This window comes from Chryseobacterium culicis (genome assembly GCF_900108365.1).
Classification (GTDB): domain Bacteria; phylum Bacteroidota; class Bacteroidia; order Flavobacteriales; family Weeksellaceae; genus Chryseobacterium; species Chryseobacterium culicis.
Genome location: NZ_FNWQ01000001.1, coordinates 179,056 through 200,625, shown reverse-complemented (window position 1 = coordinate 200,625; position 21,570 = coordinate 179,056). Strand labels below are relative to the sequence as shown.

The window sequence follows — 21,570 nt, the reverse complement described above, 5'->3', positions numbered from 1 at the left end:
AGCTACAATTTTTTTAAGACTAAATCTACTTGATCCAGAAGTTCATCAAGTTTTTGCATATTAGAAAACTCCATTAATTCTTTAGGTGTTTTTACACGGCTATCAATCGATTTTTCGAGAAATTCATCTAATTCATTTAATATTTCTTCCTCTTCAGAATTTATTTCTCCTTTATTTTTTAATTCAATTAGTCGATCAAATTCTTTACTTGATTTTTCTAACAAATGTTTATAATGCTCTACTTGCTGTAAAAGTCTATCTGTAAACTTAGCATTTTGATCATTTTTTTCTTGGTCTGAGATCATAAGATTTTTTCCGTAAATTAAGTTAACATCATGAATTACCTTTACAGCATCTCCATCTTTTGCCGTTAAAACAAAGCACGGGAATTTTGGTCGAATTTTAAGAAATTTCTCTACTAGATCAACACCGTTATAATTTACATTATATCCTAATTCTCCAATATTCTCATTTATTAAATAATCAGAAACTATAGCATCAGGATTAATTTTGAAAATTTCATCAATCGTATCATCAATATGAGGTAAGGGCTTCATTGTTAGCAATTCAAATATTTGATTTACATCAAATTTTTCTATGTAATCTTCAAAATTTTCGATTTCTAAAGTTTCTTCATCAATGTATAATATTTTACTCATGGTATTATTATTTTTTATATTTAACAGGGAAGGATATTCTAATCCCAAAACCAAACTCTGGATATAATAACTTTAAATTCCCATCATTTTCTTTTACTATTGAACTTACCAACCACATACCTAAACCTGTCCCCTCTTCTGCCCCAGTAAATTGATTTCTTTTTGTTGTAAATAAGGGTTCAAATATTTTTTCAGGATTCTCTATTTCATTTGATATTCCTGTGCCATTGTCGTGATATTCAATAATTAATTCCTTATCATTTTGCTGTAACGTTATGTCAATTTTTCGATTTCTATTTGATTTGGAGAGTAAAAAAGCATCTATTGAATTAACTAATAAATTATTGAAAATACTGTCAAGGTCTATTTCAAAAACTCTCATACCTATGTCAACTATATTATCAATATTTAAATCTATTGCTTTTTCCTGAAGTACTGTTGACCAATCATTTTTAAAATTATGAAAATAAGGTTTGAGCATTACAAGTCTCCTCGTTCTTTTATCTTTTCTCGCTGCACCTAATGAGAAATTCAACCAATTTTGAAGCTTAACATCTTGGGTTTTAATCCTTTCTATAAGAATAAATGGATTTTTTCTATCGACAACATTTTCAAAATCTTCTTCACTAATTTTTTGACTGATTAAATCTTTAAGTTTATCAGTTCTTAAAGATAATTGTTGATTCAACTTACTCAAATCATGACTAAATGAAGCTAATACAATACCACTACTAGCTAATGCTCTTAACAGCTTCTGCTCTTCCTTCAGTTTTTCAATTTCTTCATCTTTTTTATCAATCTCACTTGCTAATAATATTTTTTCTTCATCAAATGACTCATCATTTTCATTATTACCAGATGATGCATTTTCGTCTTGCTGTTTTTTATCTCGATACTTTGTTATTATTTCATTTTTTATCTTTTCTGCCTTTTCACTATCTCTTTGAGGACCATATTTCTTATTATCATAATCTGACATTTCCCTAGCAATATAGGATCTATCATCTTCGAATTCTGCAATAATTTCTGTAATAATTCTTGTAAATATTGAAAAAGTTTTATTTTCCTGAAGTCCTTCACGACTTGATTTATCATCAAAATTAACGTTTGTCAACCTAGAAATGCTAATAGCACCAGCAACATTATCAGGTTCAACTCTATATCCCCCTTCTTTCTTTGCGACACTAGCAGGGCTTTGTGATTTTCTACTACCTAAGCCAAGCCAGTCAAATGCTACATTATTTATCTCTCCGTATGGACGAACTCTAAAATTATCTCTAAAGAGCTTAACACCTCCAAATTTATTCAACCAGTCTTTCCTATTATTCGACATAAAGTTGCGGTTAAAAAACCTCTTGGAATCCGAGCTGTTATTCTGTCTTTTTAAAAAATAAAAAGTAAATTCAAATGACCCTATATTATCAAAAGTATTATCTTCATCAATACTATTAAAACCTTTTAATAATTTTGAAAAAGATGTATTTTTTTCCCAATAACCTTTTAAAAAATCTTCTTTTCTATAATTAGACTTTAGCATCCCATCTCTCATGAAAAAATCACTAGGTATTGCTTCAAGATCATATTCATTACGGTATATTGTAATGTGAACATTTTGATTATTATCTGCCTTTGCGACAAGTTTATAGTCAAAATCATCACAAATTGAACCTAAAACTTCGCCATACTTTTGGGGCAATAAAGAAGAATAAACATAAATTTCAAAACCACCAGCTTCCTTTGGAGGAACTAACACTTCTAAATCTTCATATACTTGACCTACAAAATAATCTTCCCAATTATCTCGTAAATCCATAACCTTCAATACGGTTCCGTACTTAAATTCTGAATCCCCTTCAATTTGCGAGATATTGAGGTTTGGAAGTATAGCTGACAATTCTTCTTTAATGCTTTCACTAAATAATCCCGTTAAAACAGCACCAACTTTATCAATAGTCTTAAACTCTCCCTCAAAATCCTCCCAATTAACTTTCCAATTATATCCTGTAAAATTTGTAACATTTCCATTTATATCCGTGTCAGGATTTTGTATATTAGGATTAAAGATAGTTATCATTTCACAACGACTTCCTAATTTATCTAGCGCAAACCTCCCAATACCTTTTGCTCCTGCTCTAACTCTTCCAGTATTCGTAAAAATGTTTGATGCTTTATTATCAGTACCTATTGTCATCCAATGATCCCTAATAATATTTTGCGTCATTCCATCTCCAAAATCAATAATATATAATATTGACAATTTATTTAATTTATCTTTTAGGGCTGATATTGTTAATTCGTCAATATCATTCTTTAAGTTAAATAGGTCATCATCGTTTTTTGTATATATATTATTTAAATCATTTTCAGATATACCAAATTCTATCAATTTATTGAAATGATGTTCATCAATCTCTGATAAAATAGTCGAGTATTTATTATCAAAATAAACAATACTAGCTTTACTATCTGCATCGTATCCATTTTTAACTAATTCAATAATTGCTCCTTTAGAAGTCGCTATATTTTCTCGACCAATTAAACGTGCAGTTCTTGCAGACACCTTAAATGGAATTGTTATTTGAGTGGAACTATTTTGATCTACCATTTAAATGTTTGGGTTATTAAATATTCAATTTTATATACAAATATATTATAATTATTATTTTTTATAACTACAAGAAATAATACTATTTATTATTCCCACACTTTTTTAGTTAAATTTGGAGCATAACCAATTTCACGAATAAAAATATCTTCAATCATTTTGTAAACAATATCTAAATGTTGTTTTTTAACCACAATACAATCATGTAGAGTAAATAGGGGGATTTTTCTTTTGAAAACATTATTGATTTCTCTTGCAATTATATTTACCATAAAATGAGATTCTAATTGAAAAGTCAGGTAAGACAGTTTTTTGTGCCAGTCAGACTTTTTAAAATCTCTGAATTTCTTTCGTTTATATTTTAAAAGTAAATTATTTATGGTAGGGAAATACCTTTTAAAGACAGTTTGTTCGTTTTTGTAGCTTGCAGATTTGGCAAATAACATAGATAAAAATCTTTTTTTACTATATTTTCTTAAATCGTCCATATCACCGTCAAAGGGTCTGTTAAATTGTCTTTGAAAGTTTTCTTCAAAGTGTGGAAGCATTATAAAATCATTCATAAAATAATTGTACAGCTTATTATTTAATATCAAATCCTTGAAATGCTGTATCTCCTTATCAGAAGGCTTTACAGAGCTTTTTACTAATATATAATGATATAAGAGATCTTTACTGTTAATCTTAAAGGTAAGATCTGTAGGCTGTGGGGTATTGTAGTTATACAATATATATGATAGTATAAATGGTACTGAAGAAGACAGATCGATTTCAGAGAGCCTTTCATTATCATATTTTAGGTGCTTTCTACATATTTTAGGAAACTGTGTTAAGGCGGTGTGCAATCTTCCATCAGTTTCAGGATTATGGTGAAATGTGTAATACCCATTTTTTAAATTCATTACCCGAACTGCATTTAAAAGATATTTTTGATAGTTCCCTGTTTTTTGATACTCTACATAAAGATCATTTAAAGCTGATTTTTCGTCTAATGCAAATCTTTTAATATCAAAATAGCCAATGGTGAAATTAAACTTTTTTTTGATAATGTTTTCAACAGTTGGTTTATCATACTTCTTTATTTTATTAATAAAAGACTGTCCTGAAAGTGGTATCAATTCCAGTTCACCATCCCCCCAATAGTATTCAGGGAGCCTATAAGAGAAACAGCTACCTTCTTTATAATTATTTCTCCAAAGGAATCTGCCTTCATTAGGTAAATTAAGATATAAATAATCCAGATGTAATTTTGAAGCTCTAAAAAAACTTTGATTAATAGCAGCACACATAGGTGCATAATGTTTTATCATAGAATCCATATCATTTTTATTATTTTCAGGGCTTCTATCATAGGGTTCATCCATATTTTGATAGGTAATATCTTCAATAAGTTTTGAAATAAAATAATAGATGTATTCTTTATTAAATTTAAAAGAAGGTGGAAACTTGGCAAGTCTTTGATCTAAATTTAGATTTTTTGGGACTAATATATAATGTTCATTCATTGCTTTACAGATTCGTTTAAAATAAGGACATAGCGATAGTCCATACAGCTTGTTGGCTATATTTTTTGAGGTTCGTATTGTTTTAAAATTTTAGTTGATTTTTGAGCTATTATTTGAGATCTAAGCCCATTTGTAATAAAGATGTACTTTTTAATTAACAGGTGCATTGATAAGAGAACAGTTTTTAGAATTATGCCCCATACTAATAAAAACAACTGTCAAATTTGCTTTAAGGATTTAGGCGTGCTAAAACTTCATTTTTAGAGTAATAAACCCTTTTGCCAATTTTGGTATTTTTCAAAGTTCCGTCATTATTCCAATGAAAAAGTGTTGTTAAGCTAACATCTAATAATTTAGCTGTTTCTTCACGAGTATAAAACTCTTTCTGATCTTTTGGAGCCTGATCTTGTTGCATTTTTTCTAATACTTTATAAACTATTTGCTCAAATTCATTCATTAGTTCGTCTTTTGAAATTGAAATTAATTGTATCATAATATTTATTTTTTTATTTTATTTTTATTAATACCAACAAAAAAAGAGACCTCAAAGGGTCTCCTATCTTGTATTTTATTTATTTTGTTAATTTAGGGCATAAAAAAAGACCTAACTCTTTCGAGCTGGTCTATCTATCTTAATTTTTTATATAACTATTCGTTGTCTACTGTTTTGAATATTAAATACTTTTTAGATATTATCCAAAATCTGAGCTTGCGTAATACGTTTTTCATGAGGTGCAACCCCTCTTTGGTTTGTCAAACCTTACGACTTTTGACTATTTACACTTAGCAATAAGACAAAATCACCCTATCTACTTTATTTTTGAGGTTTTTGTCTTTCCCAAAAAATAAGTGACCAACACGTTTTTATTGAGGTGCGCCCCCTCTCTAGTGGCTTGTTCTAGTTTGGATTTTTCAGCCATAGCATTTAAATAATGCTAAATAAACATAATTTTCCCATGTCTCAAAATGAGTAACTACTGTCGTTTTTAATTAGGTGACTCCCCTTAACAGCATTTCAACTGTAATAGATTTATATATTTTCTCAATATGAGCTGACTGTTGCCGTTTTTATACAGGTGACACCCCTTATCACTATTTCAAGTGAAACAGAATTTTTTAAACATAGAAAATTACTGGATAAGGAACATCTATCTGATTTTCATTTTAAAAAAAACTTTTTTTAAAAATCAATCTTTTTTAGACATTCAATTAATATGCCAAAAACTGTTAATATCCTAAACTATCAAACATTTTTGCTGTTGATTTAGCTTTTTCGACATCTGTTTTGTTAATATATGCTAATAATTGCTTTTCTGTTGTATGTCCAGTAACATTAAGTAAATAAGCTGTTGCAATTTTCTCATAAAAATTTGATGCAAAACTTTTTCGCCCAATGTGCGAAGTAACCAACTCATATTTAGGATAATCACCAAAAACCTTTCGGGTGATTTTAGGCTTTCCTTTACGTTCAATTGTCATCATCTTTCCATTGTAAATTATCTCATCAATTTCTGCAATTTTACATACTTCTTTTATATATAGATTAAATTTTACATCCGAAATTTTTCGAGGAAATTCACCATCCCTTTTATCTAAAACTTCTTGAACTTTTTTCAATAAGGGAATTTGCATTTTAGCACCTGTTTTTATTTGTGTAAAATCTAAGTATTTCCTTCCTTCACTATCTTGAACAATTATTGAAGAGGTGAATCTCATATAATCACTAACACGTTGCCCAGTATAACAAGAAATCAAAAGCCAATCCCTTGCATTATCCAAATAATCGTGAGGCATTTCAGTTTTTTCAATTTTATCAAGTTCTTCAAATGTCAAATAAATAGATTTCGGGTCGTTCCTTATTGATTTTTCAACTTCAAATTTCCAGTTTTTAACGTGTTTATGAACTTCAATATCAAAAGATTCTGCTACACTACATACCATTTTTAAAAACTTCAAATTTTTATATGTATTTGAAACTTTGTAAATTTCATTTTGACAATATTTTTCAAAATCAATTCTAAAAGTATTATCTAAATCTTTAAATTTCAAACTCCTGAAAGTTTTCTTAATCGTATTTTTATCATCTATGTAGCGTTGCAAGACTTGTTTTACTACACCTGCTTTTTTGATAGTAGCTTCTGTAATACTATCTTTTTTAAAAGAAACATAAATATCTATAAAGGGAACAACATCATCCGAATATTTTACTTTTTCCTCTTTTTGACTTTTAGGCTCAATGATAGATTTTAGCCACTCCTTCAAATCTAGTTCAGGCTTATCCTCCGCATAACTGGAAATAATATTTGCTTCCAATTGAGCTAAACGTGTGTTAATAGTTTCCGTATCGTCTTTGTGATTTTTTTTAGATGGTATTTTGCACTTACCATCTTTCCAATCTTTCGGTTTACAGTTCAGGTATGGAACAGGTACACGAATATCAATATCCCTGTCTCTGAACTTTGCCCAAATTGTACTTTCCTTATCTACTACTTTACCCCTAACAAAAAAACTTACTGATGCCATAATTAAATAATTCAAATTTAAAGTTGTACCCAAAGTTGTACCCAAAAAATTCAAATATAGGTTAATTTCAATAAATTCAAATTAATTAAATACACTTCAAACACTTTGATATAAAGCATTTATAAATTAACTAACAATTTAACAGATTCAAAAAAGTAGTCCCTCCAACTCCACTTTCAAAAAAGGTCCTTTTTCAAGGACCTTTTTATTTGTCATAAGACAGGTATAAAGTAAATTTTCAAAATTTCATCATCCATTTATTGAGATCCTCATAAGAAGGAATACCTAGTTGTTTCCTTAATCTGTTTTTTTTGGTTTCAATTCCACGAATCGTCAGGTGATTATAGTAAGCAATTTCTTTAGTAGAAAAATTGAGGCGGAGCAGTGCACAAAATTTAAGCTGGCCTGAAGTGAGAAAAGGATATGTTTCTGATAGTTTATTATAAAATTCAGGGTAAATCTCTTTAAATCTTGGAAGAAACGCAGGATCATCTGATTTCGCCAATTGAACCACTTCCTCAAAAGCACTGTTCATTTTATCTTCCAAATCCGAAATCACCATTTCTTTCTGTTTCTTTTCTTTTCTTTCTTTTTGGTACCTTTTAAAATATCTTACTGCATAATAGATTATGACCAATAGTATACTTAAAATAAGTCCCAAGGTGATATAAAATCTACCCGTTTGCTGCTTGCTTTTTTCATGATCTCGTATAGATTCTTTATTTACAGCCATTTTTTCAACGTCACGTAAGCTGTCAGCAAGTCTTTTATATTTATTTCCGTAAAACAAAGAGTTCTTGTAATCTTTTCGCTTTTCATACACAAGAGCAAGGTTATCATAAACATCCTTTAATTGATAAGGTCTTGCACTGAGCCTGGTAATAGATAAAGCTTTCTTTAAATAAAAAAGAGCACTGTCCTGATCATTATTCCTGTAAAAAAAAGACCCGAGATTACTGGAAATAAAGCCTACATTTATTGTATCTTTTCTTGAAACGGAAAGCCTCAATGCCTTGCGGCTGTAGTAAAATGCAGAATCGAGTTGATGCATATCAGAAAAATACTTACCAAGATTAGAATACAATGGAATTAAAGCTATTTCTCTTTTATCTTTGTCCTGCATTTTGTGATACCATTTTAAACTTTCTTTGAGATAAGCTAGCGTACTCTCATCAGATGATAGCCCCATTTCACTTTTTAGGATAACTAAATCACTAAACAATGCACCTTTTCCTGCAGACATTTCATCCCCTTTTAGCTCTGATGCTTTTTCGAGAGCCTGCTTAAACAAACTTTCTGACTTGTTATAAACCCCCAGCTTCATATAAGACATCGCCCTCATTCGAAGAGCAAGCATCTCAAAAAATGAATTATCTGATTTACGAGCATCATTTTCCAGGCCTAGAGAATATTCTATCAGTTTTTCGTAGTCTCCCAGATCAAAATAAATCAATGTCGCACGATACCTGGCATACATTTCCTCCTTTTCATATCCGCTTTTATCAGCAATATCCACATATTTAAGAATCAGCTTGAGTGCTTCCTTCTTATTTGTCATGCTAAATACCGCTATTTTACCAAGACTGTCTATTTCTTTTGCGCTATATTTTTGACCTAAAAGATGTACAGAAACAATAACTGTTAAAAGCAGAAAAACTATTTTCTTTAACATAGCATTAATTCATGTTTTATGGTATAAGTAAATGTAAAAAAAAAGACTTTATTCTAAGTAACCATTTATTAATTAAAGCGAGCCTACCGGGAAAAATAATATTAAATTACCGTCATGAATCATCCGGAGATTTATTCTAAATGATTTTCTTTCATATATGATTATATAAAATTTGGTTACCATTCTTCCGGTGGCTTCGCTTTAACCACTACAAACCTATCCTGATCCTGATTTGCTGATCAAAAAAATAGTGGCTACTACAGCAGCCACTATACAATCACACACATAAAAAATTCAAAATCCAGAATTAATGAACTACTTTGAGAACATCTCCGGTTTTGTATAAGGCCCCCACCGGCAAACCAGCTGCAAGTGCTGCCGCGTTATCTGCCAGATCAGGGCAGCCTTCAATAATTGCAGGGGTAAGGTCTGATACCTGTTTTACAACATGCAGCTGGGCTGCAGGAACATTTGTTCCGGCACCGATTCTTCCCTGAAAGTAATTTTTTGTATCCGCACCCTGCGAGTATAAATTATAGGCATTGGAAGCCGTATCTCCGGTAAAACGGTATCGGCTTATAAAAAGACCATATGAATTATTAATAACTTTAGTTCCCGTTGACGTATCTGCCGCATCCACAAACAACCCGTACAGTCTGGTAATATTATAATTCCCTGTTGATCCAAAACCTGTATAGCTTCTTAATGAGGCAGCAGCACCAGCTGTTACAGAACCTCCAGCCATTGAAGCATTGAAAGATGCATTAACCCCATAAGCTGATGTAACAGTAGATGTTCCACCTCCTACAAGACTTACTTCCATTTGCCCGCCTATTGCCATTGGGGAGGTAAAGGTATGTCCGCTTACTGTATAAGGTCTTGCACTTCCATCAAACGCACGCAGATTATTTACACTTATATCTCCTACATTGCCACCTCCGTTAACTCCACCAGCTGTAGAGGTAACACCATAAATGTTTCCGGCTGCAAGAGTACCCGTTGAAAAAAGATTAACCCCCGTGTTTACTCCATAGGTATTTGATGATGATGGATTAGTTTTTGAACCAATCATATTATAAGGAAAGAAACCTCCGTATCCATTGGATGGTACAGTAGACTTGTCCTGTACAGCAGCAGCAATCCCAAAATTCATACTGGTACCGGCCGTTGAATTATCAGTGATGTTGCTTGATATTCCAATTTTCTGTCCCTGAGCATTACTGTCCATACTGCTTATAATCGCTATTGAACCTCCTGCAGGAGCAGATGTAACCGTATGATTAACAGTGAATTTATTTGTAGGAACCAAAGGACCTCCTGCTCCAACCGTCACATTACCTGATCTCCAGATATTATCAGTACTTACACCCGCGGCTGTATTCGTTGCGGTAGTGCCAGATACATAATTCCAGACATCATTGTTTAAAGTCTGCCATACTAGCCCGTCAAAATAATAATATCCAATAGCACTTACGTTAGCTGTTTTTGAACTTGATCCGGATGTCGGCAGCTGTGTAACATAGACTACAGCTCCTGTCTGTGCTGTACCATATACATTATCTTTTGCTTTCAGCTGATCTCCAGTAAGTCTTGGTGCAATAAAACCGTCTGTTTTAGAAGCATCGGAAGGAACTCCTGTTATATCTAGTGTGGCGTTTGGAGCAGCTGTATTAATTCCTACCTGTCCAAACGCAAAAGATGAAACAGCAATAGTTGCTGCTAGTAATAATTTTTTCTTCATAGTGTTTTAAAATTAAAAGTTGTTTACTAAACTTTTCGTACTTAATAATTTTGGGCAAAGTAAATTTCAAATTCATACAATATGCAAAAAAACAGCTATCTCAAATCTACGTCACCTATGTAACAAACTGAAAACCAACACAAATATCCATCAACACATTTTCTCATCGCGCATTCCAAACAACAGGCTTTTGCTTCATAATTTTAAAATCCGGCTTTAAAAATCTATGGTATAAGTTCATTTTATCCCCTTGAATTTTCTATGAAGCGGGCTTATAAAAATTAACTTGCGGCTCAATAAAACAACAGATCACCTTGAGGCATATAGTGGTATGGAAAATAATATAGGCTGAGAATGGTTGAAATAATTTTTATTTAACACAATGCCGGACTATAATAAAACCAGAAGCTTAAAAATGGGCTTGAATTATTGAAGCAACAGCTTTTTAATTTCACGCTGACAGACCCCCTAACATAACCTACTGAAAACTAAAAGACTAAAGCAAAACAATCCAAAATGAAAGCTTCCGGTCCACAAAAAAGACTAAAAAAATGTTTTATCGTAAAGAATTTTATATATTTGCACCATCTAACAATTAAAAAAATAATTTACTATGTCAGACATTGCATCAAGAGTAAAAGCTATCATCGCTGATAAGCTTGACGTTGAAGAAACAGAAGTAACTCCTGAAGCTAGCTTCACTAACGATTTAGGAGCTGATTCACTAGATACAGTTGAGTTAATCATGGAATTTGAAAAAGAATTTAACATTCAGATCCCTGATGACCAAGCTGAAAAAATTACTACTGTAGGACACGCTATCGCTTACATCGAAGAAGTAGTAAATAAATAATATTCTTCAACAAAAAAGAAATTAAACAAAGTTTATGGAATTAAAAAGAGTAGTTGTAACCGGATTTGGAGCAATAACACCAATAGGAAATAATGCAAAAGAATACTGGGAAAATCTTGTAAAAGGTGAGAGCGGTGCCGCTCCGATTACTCTTTTTGATGCCACAAACTTTAAAACAAAGTTCGCTTGCGAAGTCAAAAATTTCGATCCGCTACAGCATTTCGATAAGAAAGAGGCTAAAAAAATGGACCGAAATACCCAATTGGGACTTGTTGCTGCCAGAGAAGCAGTAGCACATTCCAAGATTATGGAAGACAATGTGGATAAAAACAGAGTCGGTGTAATTTGGGGTTCAGGAATCGGAGGTTTAGAGACTTTCGAAACAGAAGTGTTAGGATGGGCCAATACGGAAATTCCGAGATTCAACCCGTTCTTTATTCCCAAAATGATTGCGGATATCACTCCTGGCCATATCTCTATTGAGTATGGTTTCCACGGGCCTAATTATACTACGGTATCTGCATGTGCTTCTTCTGCAAACGCTATAATTGATTCCAAAATGCTGATCCAGCTTGGAAAAGCAGATGTAATTGTTTGTGGAGGCTCTGAAGCAGCCGTAACAGCAAGTGGTGTCGGTGGATTTAATGCAATGATGGCACTTTCTACAAGAAATGATGATCCTAAAACAGCTTCAAGACCTTTTGACAAAGACAGAGATGGATTTGTATTAGGCGAAGGTGCTGGATGTATTATTCTTGAAGAATATGAGCACGCAGTAAAACGTGGTGCTACAATTTATGCAGAATTATTAGGAGGTGGTTTAAGTGCTGATGCACATCACATGACCGCTCCGCATCCTGAAGGCCTTGGCGCTTATCTGGTAATGAAGAGCTGCCTGGAAGATGCAGGTTTAACTGCTGATGAAGTAGATCATATCAATATGCACGGTACATCTACTCCATTAGGAGATATCGCAGAATCCAACGCCATCTCAAGATTACTTGGCGAGCATGCTTATGACATTCAGATTAATTCTACAAAATCAATGACAGGCCACCTTTTGGGAGCAGCCGGTGTTATTGAAGCTATTGCTGCATTGGGAACTATTATTCATGGTACTGTTCCTCCTACCATCAACCATTTTACTGATGATGAAAATATTGACAGCAGACTAAACTTTACGTTTAACACAGCTGTGAAGAAAGATGTAAAAGTAGCCATGAGCAATACTTTTGGATTTGGCGGGCATAACGCTTGCGTTCTATTTAAGAAAATCTAAATTCAATGAATGGAGTTACAGAAATACTTTTCTAAATTCCTTCTCAAAAAAAGAAAAAGACAACTAACGGAGAGAGACTATTTTCTCAGTACCGAACTTAAAAAAGTGTTAGGTACTGAAGTACAGAATATTGCTCTTTACCGTGAGGCTTTCTCTTTAAAAAATTCTTCTAAAAATCAAGACAGCAATTACGAAAGACTTGAATTTTTGGGAGATTCTGTTTTGGGTACAATTATTTCTTGTCATTTGTTCCAGACCTATCCTCAGGCTAATGAAGGATACCTGACGCAGATGAAATCTAAGATTGTTAATAGGAAAAATCTCAATAAATTAGGAGAAGACCTCAAGCTTACCAACCTTTTGCAAAAACAAAACAGTTCTTCAGCTTTGGGTGAAAATATCTCCGGCAATTTATTCGAAGCCCTCATAGGTGCCGTTTATTTGGACTTCCATTATGATGCCTGTAAAAGGATTATTTTGGAGAAATTACTGACCCCTTCCGAAATCAATAAGCTTGAAAATAAAATTGTAAGCTATAAAGGTCTCCTGCTCGAATGGAGCCAGAAGAAGAAAGTCAATATAAAATACGAAACCTGCGAGGAAATACAGGCCAATAAATCTGTAGTATTCAGGTGCCATGTATGGCTGGGAGATGAAAAAATTGCAAACGCAACAGAGACTTCCAAGAAGAAAGCGGAGGAGAAGGCAGCACAAAGGGCATTTTATATTTTAAACAAAAAAGAAAATATACTTGGAAATTCAAAAACTTTATGATCTTGATGATATTGAATTTGAAGATATTGCCATAGGATTGGTAAGATTAGCCAAAGATATACCCGCTCATGAGTTTTTCTACAAAATAAATCAGACCAACAACCTCAGCTTTTCAAGAAAGAAAGATCTTGTCTTTCATGGGGGGTATTATGATTATTTTTTTCCAAGATATGAGGCCTACCACAAGTTTACGAAGACTTGTTTTACCTTCATTTCCAATAAATCTTCTGAAAGTAAGCAAAAAAAAATTCAGACAGAACTCTTTACAGAAGAAGAAAACATTAAATTTTTATTAAATAATCAGGTAGATGTGGAATATATTCTGCATAGTTCGGAACAGTTTCCTGATTTTTCCGTAATTTTGCTCCCTGAAAATCTTGTGTTTCCAATTCAAGATTATACACTGAGTTCTGAAGAGGAACTTTATCAAATTATCCAGTATTATGAATAAGTATTTAAAGAAGACAAAAATTATCGCAACACTAGGGCCTGCTTCATCATCAAAGGAGGTAATGTTAGATTTAATGAAAGCGGGTGTTGATATTTTCAGAATAAATTTTTCACATGCAGATTACGACTTGGTTCGAAAAAATATTGAAATAATTAGAGAGCTTAACAGCGAGTATGGTTATTCAGTAGGAATTCTGGGAGATCTTCAGGGACCGAAGCTGAGAGTGGGAGTTGTAAAAGAAGGATCTTACCTGAATCCTGGTGACATTCTTACCTTCACCAATGAAAAGATGGAGGGTGACTCTACCAAAGTGTATATGACTTACCAGCAGTTTCCACAAGACGTAAAAGTAGGGGAAAGAATCCTTATTGATGATGGAAAACTAATGCTGGAGGTTATTGAAACCAATGAAAAAGATACTGTAAAAGCAAAAACCATCCAAGGGGGACCTTTAAGTTCTAAAAAAGGAGTTAATCTTCCGAATACAAACGTTTCTCTTCCTGCTTTGACGGAGAAGGATGTTCAGGATGCTAATTTCATGCTTGACATGGAAGTGGACTGGATTGCCTTATCATTTGTACGCCATGCTCAGGATATTATTGACTTGAAAGAGCTAATCAAAGCGCATCCAAACGGTAAATTCAAAACTCCGATTATTGCGAAAATTGAAAAACCTGAAGGGGTTAAAAATATTGATGAAATCCTTCTTGAATGTGACGGATTAATGGTTGCCCGTGGAGACCTTGGAGTAGAAGTTCCCATGGAAGAAGTTCCTGCTATCCAGAAAAACCTGGTAGAAAAAGCAAGATTTTATTCCAAGCCGGTGATTATTGCGACCCAGATGATGGAAACCATGATCAACAGCTTAACGCCAACAAGAGCGGAAGTAAACGACGTTGCCAACTCTGTATTGGACGGAGCTGATGCGGTAATGCTTTCCGGAGAAACTTCTGTAGGCAGATATCCGGTACAGGTGGTTGAAAACATGGCTAAAATTGTAAAGAACATCGAGACCACTCATTTTTACCAGCACAAAAATGAACCTATCGAAAAGGATTATAACTGTATCGACGAAAGATTCATTACCAACAGAGTTTGTCTTGCCGCAGTAAGAATTGCTAAAACAACCAATGTTTCTGCTATTGTAACCCTTACGCATTCGGGTTATACCGCTTTCCAGCTTGCAGCACACAGACCAAATTCTCATATCATTGTATACAGTGGCAACAGAAGAGTAATTACAATGCTTAACCTTCTTTGGGGTGTTCACGCTTATTACTATGATATGAAGAAATCTACGGACGAAACAATTATCCAGGTAAATATGTTAACGCATAACTACGGATATATTGAGTCCGGAGACTTTGTTATCAACATCAATGCTACTCCATCCTATGAAGGTGGAAAAACAAATACCTTGAGATTGACTACGGTATAAGCAATAAGCAATAAGCAAAGTTACTTTGTCAAAATATAAAAGACTCCCGGAAATGAATTTCCGGGAGTCTTTTATTGTATAGAGGTATGCTGTTAACTCATAAATGGCTGTGTTTCATTCTTAATACAGCGGAGAGCAGTAAAGAATCTCTGCGTCCCCAGGCTGCCTGAATAACATTTATACCTATTTAATTACCAACAATCGTCTTGGCGGTTACAAATTCTTTTAAGGCTAACAGAGACAACTCTGTTCCGTACCCTGATGCTTTTGATCCTCCAAATGGAAAACGGGGATCAGAACTCGTCATTCTGTTGATATTAACGGTTCCTGATTCTAGATTTTCAATAAAGAATAGCTGTCGTTCTTTATTTTGGGTCCATACAGAATTGGAAAGTCCAAAAGGGATATCATTGGCCATCTGTAGGGCTTCTTCATCATTTTTTGCAATCATAACCATTCCCAAAGGCCCGAAAAGTTCTTCTTTTAAAATCGGATTTCCTTCCTGAACTCTGATTAAACCGGGTTTAAATTCATTCTCAGAAACTCTTTCCAAAGGAATGATAATTTCCGCGCCATTTTCCAATGCTCTGTTGAACTGCGCTTCCAATTCATCAGCAAGATCCGGTCTGGCCATTCCAGCTAATTTGGTTCCTTTATCTAAGGGATCTCCAATTGTATATTTTTTATATTCATCAATGAATATCGGTAAAAATACATCTTCGACCTTTTCGTCAATAATAAATCTTTTGGCTGCCGTACAGGTTTGTCCGCAGTTTTGAAGCCTTGATTTTGCTCCTGCTTTTGCAGCTTCTTCAAAGTTGGCATCTTCAAAAATGATAAAGGCATCACTTCCGCCTAATTCAAGCAGAGATTTTTTGATGTTTAAACCGGCTATTGAAGCCACCTCTCCTCCTGCTTTTCCACTCCCTGTAAGACTTACTCCTTTTACAGTATCGTGCTCAAGAATTTCTTTTACGGCCTGGTGCCCTACTTCCAGATTCTGAAAAATACCTTCAGAAAAACCTGCTTCCAGAAGAACTTCTTCAATGGCATTTCCACTTCCGAAACAAATTGAAGCATGTTTTAAAACGATTGTATTTCCTGCTAACATTGCAGGAACAGCGAATCTCAGTACCTGCCAAAAAGGAAAGTTCCATGGCATTACGCCTAATATTACTCCTTTCGGAGCATAATGCACTTCCGAATAAGCAAATTCTGATGCTACTTTTTCAGGTTGTAAAGTATTTTCAGCGTCTGCATAATAATTCATCATTAAAGCACACTTTTCCACTTCAGCAATAGATTCTGAAATGGGTTTATTCATTTCTGTTGTAATTATTTTTCCAAATTTCTCCGAATTATTCTTTAAAATTTCCGCTGCTTTTGCAATTAACTTCTGCCTTTCCTCAAACGGCACTTTTCTCCACACTGAAAACGCTTTATCTGCTTTAATAAGCTTGCTTTCAATTAATTGTTCCATAATATAAATTTCTGTTTTAAATTCAGCTAATGAATTTATGAGCGCTTTTATTTTAAAAGCACGGTGAAATGAGCAAATTCCATTCCTTAAGGGTTAATAAAATAATGATTTTCTCTATTGAAAGAATATACATTTATCTTACATCATTAGCCATTCATTCACAAGACATGCTGCCAGTCTTGCGGTTCTGTCCTGAATATCGAAAGAAGGGTTAACTTCCGCTACATCCAGCGCCACCAATTTTTTGTTTTTTAAAATATGTCTGTAAAAATGCATAAAAGCAGCATCTGCAAAGATACCATTATATGCGGCAGCCGAAACTCCGGGAGCCACTGACGCATTAAAGACGTCCATACAAATGGTAAGATAGGCATAATCTACACTCTCCAGCAATTCGTTAATACGCTGATAAATGGAGGTAAGATTTTCAAAAAATAATTCATCTGCCAGAATATATTTCATTCCATACTGATGAGCGGTATCAAAAAGCTTCAGCGTATTGGAGTTTCTCTGAATCCCGATATGCAGGGAATTGATAGGACCTTCCTGAGCAATCTGCCAGAATCCGGTTCCTGAGCTTGGTCCCACTTCTTTTTCCGGCTGCCGGTTATCAAAATGAGCATCAATATTAATAATACCTATTTTCTGCTCCGGGAATGCTGTTTTTATGCCCAAATAATGAGCATATGTCACTTCATGGCCTCCGCCAAGCACAAGGGACTTCCCTCCTTTTAAAAGGACTTTTGAGACATTTTTGGCAAGATTATTCTGAGTATTTTCCAGATTGCCGTCTTCACAGGTTACATTTCCAAAGTCCAGCAATGAAAAGTCAGGAAGAATTACCGGAAAATTAGACATGTTTTTCCTGATTACATCCGGGGCATCTTTTGCTCCCTGGCGCCCTTTATTTCTTCTTACGCCCTCATCCACAGCAAAACCATGCAACGCAAAATCTCCTGTAGAAATATGGTCGTAATTATGTTCTTCTTTTACTCTTTGAAATAATCTGTGATAGAGAAGTTCTTCTCCATCCAATCTGCCTTGCCAAATATTACTCATTGTTAATAATTGTAATTTGTGTTTGTCCCTATAAAGTTCGATCAAATTAAACTATTTTTCTCAATTGTTAATCTGTAACTTTTTTCATTGCTTACCAGTACTAATAAATGGAATGAATACACTTTTTATAACTAGAAAAAGACTATGTATGCATCTTATGAAAAAGTAAAAAGATAATAATGCTATCAATAAAAAGGATATGAATAGAAATCCAGAATAGAATAGTCCTAAAAGCTGTTTATCCCCCATTATCCATTCCCTATCATTCCAAAGAGATTGTATGAATACAATCCCATTTAAAGATGTAAAGAGCAGTGCAAAATACATTACTGTATTTTTAATTGATTTTAACATTGCAAAATTCTAGTTTAGATATCCATCAATATAAACATGTTCAGCTTTCAGGCTTCCCTGATTATAAAGAATGTTCTGAAAATTATTCGTTTTGAAAGTTACAAAATCGGCTTTTTTTCCAGCTTTCAACTGTCCTCTGTCCTCAAGATTAAGGGCATAAGCAGCACGGAAAGTCATTCCTGCAAGCACTTCGGCGGTAGTCAGCTTTTGGAAAGTGGCTAAAATAGAGGCTTGGGTAATTAAATTCCCCATCGGAGCTGAACCGGGATTCCAGTCACTTGCGATGGCTACAATAGCTCCTGCATCTAATAATTTTCTTGCCGGAGTAAACTTTTCACCCAATCCTAAACTTGCTCCCGGAAGAGCCGTTGCCACGGTATCAGATTCTGCCAGAAACTGAATATCTTCGTCAATGGTTGCTTCCAAATGGTCTGCGGACTTTGCTCCCACTTCTACTGCAATTCTTGAGCTTCCAGGCGTAAACTGATCTGCATGTACGGTAATTTCAAAACCTAATGCTTTTGCTTTCAGAAGGAATTCTTTACTTTCTTCAGGCTGGAATGCAGACTTTTCAATAAAAATATCTACTCTATCAGCCAATCCTTCTTCTTTTACTTTGGGTAAAATTTCTGTGATGATATATTCAAGATATTCGGGATTGCTTCCTTCAAAATCTCTTGGTTTTAAATGTGCTGAAAGGCAGGTAGGAACTAAAGAAGCTGTCGTTTCATGCTGAGCCTTTTTTATAATTCTAAGCATTTTAAGCTCGTTTTCCGCATCCAGACCATAGCCGCTTTTCACTTCAATAGTGGTAATTCCCAGATCTATCAAAAAGTTGATTCTTTCAACAAGAGTTTTCAGCAATTCTTCTTCTGATGCATTTCTGGTATGCTGTACAGAGCTCCAGATTCCACCGCCGCTTTCTGCAATTTCAAGATAGGTTTTCCCCGCATTACGCATGGCAAAATCATTGGCACGGTTTCCGCCAAAACAGATATGGGTATGTGAATCGACAAAGGATGGAAGAACAATCTGTTCTCCATCAATCTGTTCAATTTCTATGTTGGGATTTTCTGTTTTTAAGGCTTCAAAATGTCCAACTTTCTGAATGGTATTCTGATCTACCACAATTCCTCCGTCTACGATAATTTCCAGCTGCTCATCGGAAAGTTTTCCTCTTAATGGTAAGTCAGCAAGTGTTACCACCTGCTTAAAGGGTCCTATTAATTTCATTTATTCAAAGTTAGTGCAATGTTTAGCTTCAGGCAGATTAATTCGTCAATCAGTACCTGTTTTCCAAACAGTTAAAATTGTATTAATTTTTATGAATAATTTCTCCTCTCAAAAATACTTAAAATATCCCAATTAATTAAATCTTAGCCGTTCTCATTTTGAGCATTGGCTGAAACCTCTGTATCAATCTTAACGTTTTCACCATCTCCTCTTCAAACCTTAGTCGAAATTTGCTATCTTTGAAGTAAATGAAATGAATTAATGCCAGATTTTTTACATCCAGATAAGGAAAACTACTCACGAGAGGAGCTGATGCAGGAAGAACAGATCCGTCCCCAGAGCTTTAAAGATTTTGCGGGACAGAGAAAGACGCTGGAGAACCTTGAGGTTTTTGTTACCGCTGCGAAAAGACGTGGAGGAGCATTAGATCATGTTTTGTTACACGGTCCGCCGGGATTAGGTAAAACGACTTTAGCTAATATTATCGCGAATGAACTTGGAGTAAACTGTAAGATTACTTCTGGGCCTGTATTGGACAAACCCGGGAGTTTAGCGGGTTTACTGACCAATCTGGAAGAAAATGATGTTCTTTTCATTGATGAAATTCACCGTCTTTCTCCTGTGGTAGAGGAATATCTGTATTCTGCAATGGAAGATTACAAGATTGACATTATGCTGGAGACAGGGCCTAATGCCAGAAGTGTACAGATAGGGCTGAATCCTTTTACTCTGGTGGGAGCCACTACACGAAGCGGTATGCTTACCAAGCCAATGCTTGCGAGGTTCGGGATTCAAAGCAGGCTGGAATACTACTCTATTGAGCTTTTGTCTATGATTATCCAGAGAAGTGCAAGGGTGTTGGGAGTGGTGATTTATGAAGATGCAGCGATAGAAATAGCGAGAAGAAGCCGTGGAACCCCGAGAATTGCGAACGCATTATTAAGGAGAGTCCGTGATTTTGCTGAAATCAAAGGAAATGGTGAAATTGAGATTAAGATCACAAAGTATGCGCTGGATTCTCTCAATGTAGATGAATTCGGATTGGATGAAATGGATAATAAGATCATGCGCGTGATGATAGAAAATTTCAAAGGAAAACCGGTTGGTATTTCTGCTCTGGCTACGTCTATTGCGGAAAATCCGGAAACACTGGAAGAAGTTTATGAACCGTTTTTAATTCAGGAAGGATTTATCATCAGAACTCCCAGAGGAAGAGAAGTTACAGACAAAGCTTACAAGCATCTGAATATTACAAGACCTAAAAACCCTGGGGAACTTTTTTAGTTCAAAATTTTAAGGTTAATGAGAATTTATTAGTGTATGTTTATTCCCAAATTATACAAAAGTGAAGATTTAACGGTGATGAGAACGATCATCAAAGAAAATTCTTTTGCTTTACTGATCTCTTCTGCGGATAGGATAAGAGCCACTCATTCTATGATGATGCTTAATGAGGATGACCCCGGAAATACTTATATTGAAACTCATATTTTACGGGCAAATCCACAGGCAAAGACTTTAAAAAACGGAGACGAAGTTCTTTGTGACTTTTTAGGAGCCCATACTTATATATCCAGCAGCTGGTATGATCATGTGAATGTTTCTACCTGGAATTATGAAGCAGTACAAATTTACGGAAAGGTTGAATTAATGAATCATGATGAGCTCTATGTTCATTTAGACAAATTGACTTCCAAATATGAAAGTTTTCAGCAATGTCCGATGATGGTGAAAGATATGGGAAAGGAATTTGTGGAAAAGGAAATGAAGGGCGCTTGTGGGATTAAAATAATTCCGACCGAAATATTCATCAAGCAAAAACTTTCTCAGAACAGAAAAGAGAATGATTTTAACAACATCATTGTTCAACTTGAACAATCTGATGATAACGCAAGAAAAATTGCGGAGAAAATGAAAGCAATAAAAAAATAATCAAAATATACA

17 protein-coding genes are annotated in these 21,570 nt (G+C 34.3%); 7 read left to right on the top strand and 10 right to left on the bottom strand.

Going from position 1 to position 21,570, the window contains the following annotated elements:
- Positions 1 to 2: 2 nt before the first annotated feature.
- The 7 genes from BLW74_RS00885 to BLW74_RS00855 form a co-directional block, all read right to left on the bottom strand.
- On the bottom strand, positions 3 to 659 hold the full coding sequence (locus BLW74_RS00885) for a hypothetical protein (RefSeq protein WP_139265673.1): 657 nt from the start codon (positions 657 to 659) through the stop codon (positions 3 to 5).
- 7 nt (positions 660 to 666) lie between these two features.
- Positions 667 to 3,264 (bottom strand): sensor histidine kinase, encoded by a 2,598-nt coding sequence (locus BLW74_RS00880; RefSeq protein WP_089689602.1) that lies wholly within the window; start codon positions 3,262 to 3,264, stop codon positions 667 to 669.
- A gap of 89 nt (positions 3,265 to 3,353) precedes the next feature.
- Complete coding sequence (locus BLW74_RS00875; RefSeq protein ID WP_089689601.1) at positions 3,354 to 4,769, bottom strand: hypothetical protein; 1,416 nt, start codon at positions 4,767 to 4,769, stop codon at positions 3,354 to 3,356.
- A 229-nt stretch (positions 4,770 to 4,998) separates the two neighbouring features.
- Positions 4,999 to 5,262, bottom strand: a complete 264-nt coding sequence (locus BLW74_RS00870) for a helix-turn-helix domain-containing protein (RefSeq protein ID WP_089689600.1) — start codon at positions 5,260 to 5,262, stop codon at positions 4,999 to 5,001.
- A 734-nt stretch (positions 5,263 to 5,996) separates the two neighbouring features.
- Positions 5,997 to 7,292: a site-specific integrase gene (locus BLW74_RS00865; RefSeq protein ID WP_089689599.1), complete on the bottom strand. Its 1,296-nt coding sequence runs from the start codon at positions 7,290 to 7,292 to the stop codon at positions 5,997 to 5,999.
- A 238-nt stretch (positions 7,293 to 7,530) separates the two neighbouring features.
- Positions 7,531 to 8,964 carry a hypothetical protein gene (locus BLW74_RS00860; protein WP_089689598.1) on the bottom strand — a complete coding sequence of 478 codons (1,434 nt, stop codon included), beginning with the start codon at positions 8,962 to 8,964 and terminating at the stop codon, positions 7,531 to 7,533.
- Between the two features lie 307 nt (positions 8,965 to 9,271).
- Entirely contained in the window at positions 9,272 to 10,705 is a 1,434-nt protein-coding gene (locus BLW74_RS00855) for a hypothetical protein (RefSeq protein WP_089689597.1), read from the bottom strand.
- 613 nt (positions 10,706 to 11,318) lie between these two features.
- On the opposite strand from BLW74_RS00855, the gene BLW74_RS00850 reads away from it, so the two are divergent.
- From BLW74_RS00850 to pyk, 5 genes are read left to right on the top strand one after another with little or no spacing between them, the layout of a single operon-like run.
- Positions 11,319 to 11,558, top strand: a complete 240-nt coding sequence (locus tag BLW74_RS00850; RefSeq protein ID WP_002976354.1) for an acyl carrier protein — start codon at positions 11,319 to 11,321, stop codon at positions 11,556 to 11,558.
- Positions 11,559 to 11,592: 34 nt separating this feature from the next.
- On the top strand, positions 11,593 to 12,837 hold the full coding sequence (fabF, locus tag BLW74_RS00845; protein WP_089689596.1) for a beta-ketoacyl-ACP synthase II: 1,245 nt from the start codon (positions 11,593 to 11,595) through the stop codon (positions 12,835 to 12,837).
- A 9-nt stretch (positions 12,838 to 12,846) separates the two neighbouring features.
- Positions 12,847 to 13,611, top strand: a complete 765-nt coding sequence (rnc, locus tag BLW74_RS00840; protein WP_089689595.1) for a ribonuclease III — start codon at positions 12,847 to 12,849, stop codon at positions 13,609 to 13,611.
- Positions 13,589 to 14,062, top strand: a complete 474-nt coding sequence (locus tag BLW74_RS00835) for an IPExxxVDY family protein (protein WP_089689594.1) — start codon at positions 13,589 to 13,591, stop codon at positions 14,060 to 14,062. The genes rnc and BLW74_RS00835 overlap by 23 nt, the downstream gene beginning before the upstream one ends.
- Positions 14,055 to 15,500 carry a pyruvate kinase gene (gene pyk, locus BLW74_RS00830; RefSeq protein ID WP_089689593.1) on the top strand — a complete coding sequence of 482 codons (1,446 nt, stop codon included), beginning with the start codon at positions 14,055 to 14,057 and terminating at the stop codon, positions 15,498 to 15,500. The genes BLW74_RS00835 and pyk overlap by 8 nt, the downstream gene beginning before the upstream one ends.
- Before the next feature lie 187 nt (positions 15,501 to 15,687).
- Here the strand turns inward: pyk and BLW74_RS00825 are convergent, their stop codons facing one another.
- The 3 genes from BLW74_RS00825 to hutI all read right to left on the bottom strand — a co-directional run bounded on the left by BLW74_RS00825 (position 15,688) and on the right by hutI (position 19,626).
- Positions 15,688 to 16,980: an aldehyde dehydrogenase family protein gene (locus BLW74_RS00825; RefSeq protein WP_089689592.1), complete on the bottom strand. Its 1,293-nt coding sequence runs from the start codon at positions 16,978 to 16,980 to the stop codon at positions 15,688 to 15,690.
- 138 nt (positions 16,981 to 17,118) lie between these two features.
- Positions 17,119 to 18,039: a formimidoylglutamase gene (gene hutG / locus BLW74_RS00820; RefSeq protein ID WP_089689591.1), complete on the bottom strand. Its 921-nt coding sequence runs from the start codon at positions 18,037 to 18,039 to the stop codon at positions 17,119 to 17,121.
- Between the two features lie 363 nt (positions 18,040 to 18,402).
- A complete protein-coding gene (hutI, locus tag BLW74_RS00810) occupies positions 18,403 to 19,626 on the bottom strand; it encodes an imidazolonepropionase (protein WP_089689589.1) in 1,224 nt (407 codons plus the stop codon).
- Positions 19,627 to 19,887: 261 nt separating this feature from the next.
- On the opposite strand from hutI, the gene ruvB reads away from it, so the two are divergent.
- Positions 19,888 to 20,910, top strand: coding sequence for a Holliday junction branch migration DNA helicase RuvB (gene ruvB, locus BLW74_RS00805; protein WP_089689588.1), 1,023 nt, complete (start codon positions 19,888 to 19,890; stop codon positions 20,908 to 20,910).
- A 36-nt stretch (positions 20,911 to 20,946) separates the two neighbouring features.
- Positions 20,947 to 21,558 carry an FMN-binding negative transcriptional regulator gene (locus BLW74_RS00800; protein WP_089689587.1) on the top strand — a complete coding sequence of 204 codons (612 nt, stop codon included), beginning with the start codon at positions 20,947 to 20,949 and terminating at the stop codon, positions 21,556 to 21,558.
- Positions 21,559 to 21,570: the final 12 nt, after the last annotated feature.

Coding starts and splice junctions, on each gene's coding strand:
- BLW74_RS00865 (WP_089689599.1), bottom strand. CDS start 7,292: ATGGCATCAGTAAGTTTTTTTGTTAGGGGTAAAGTAGTAGATAAGGAA.
- BLW74_RS00850 (WP_002976354.1), top strand. CDS start 11,319: ATGTCAGACATTGCATCAAGAGTAAAAGCTATCATCGCTGATAAGCTT.
- BLW74_RS00880 (WP_089689602.1), bottom strand. CDS start 3,264: ATGGTAGATCAAAATAGTTCCACTCAAATAACAATTCCATTTAAGGTG.
- ruvB (WP_089689588.1), top strand. CDS start 19,888: ATGCCAGATTTTTTACATCCAGATAAGGAAAACTACTCACGAGAGGAG.
- BLW74_RS00855 (WP_089689597.1), bottom strand. CDS start 10,705: ATGAAGAAAAAATTATTACTAGCAGCAACTATTGCTGTTTCATCTTTT.
- BLW74_RS00800 (WP_089689587.1), top strand. CDS start 20,947: ATGTTTATTCCCAAATTATACAAAAGTGAAGATTTAACGGTGATGAGA.
- hutG (WP_089689591.1), bottom strand. CDS start 18,039: ATGAGTAATATTTGGCAAGGCAGATTGGATGGAGAAGAACTTCTCTAT.
- rnc (WP_089689595.1), top strand. CDS start 12,847: ATGGAGTTACAGAAATACTTTTCTAAATTCCTTCTCAAAAAAAGAAAA.
- BLW74_RS00875 (WP_089689601.1), bottom strand. CDS start 4,769: ATGAATGAACATTATATATTAGTCCCAAAAAATCTAAATTTAGATCAA.
- BLW74_RS00885 (WP_139265673.1), bottom strand. CDS start 659: ATGAGTAAAATATTATACATTGATGAAGAAACTTTAGAAATCGAAAAT.
- BLW74_RS00870 (WP_089689600.1), bottom strand. CDS start 5,262: ATGATACAATTAATTTCAATTTCAAAAGACGAACTAATGAATGAATTT.
- pyk (WP_089689593.1), top strand. CDS start 14,055: ATGAATAAGTATTTAAAGAAGACAAAAATTATCGCAACACTAGGGCCT.
- BLW74_RS00860 (WP_089689598.1), bottom strand. CDS start 8,964: ATGTTAAAGAAAATAGTTTTTCTGCTTTTAACAGTTATTGTTTCTGTA.
- fabF (WP_089689596.1), top strand. CDS start 11,593: ATGGAATTAAAAAGAGTAGTTGTAACCGGATTTGGAGCAATAACACCA.
- hutI (WP_089689589.1), bottom strand. CDS start 19,626: ATGAAATTAATAGGACCCTTTAAGCAGGTGGTAACACTTGCTGACTTA.
- BLW74_RS00825 (WP_089689592.1), bottom strand. CDS start 16,980: ATGGAACAATTAATTGAAAGCAAGCTTATTAAAGCAGATAAAGCGTTT.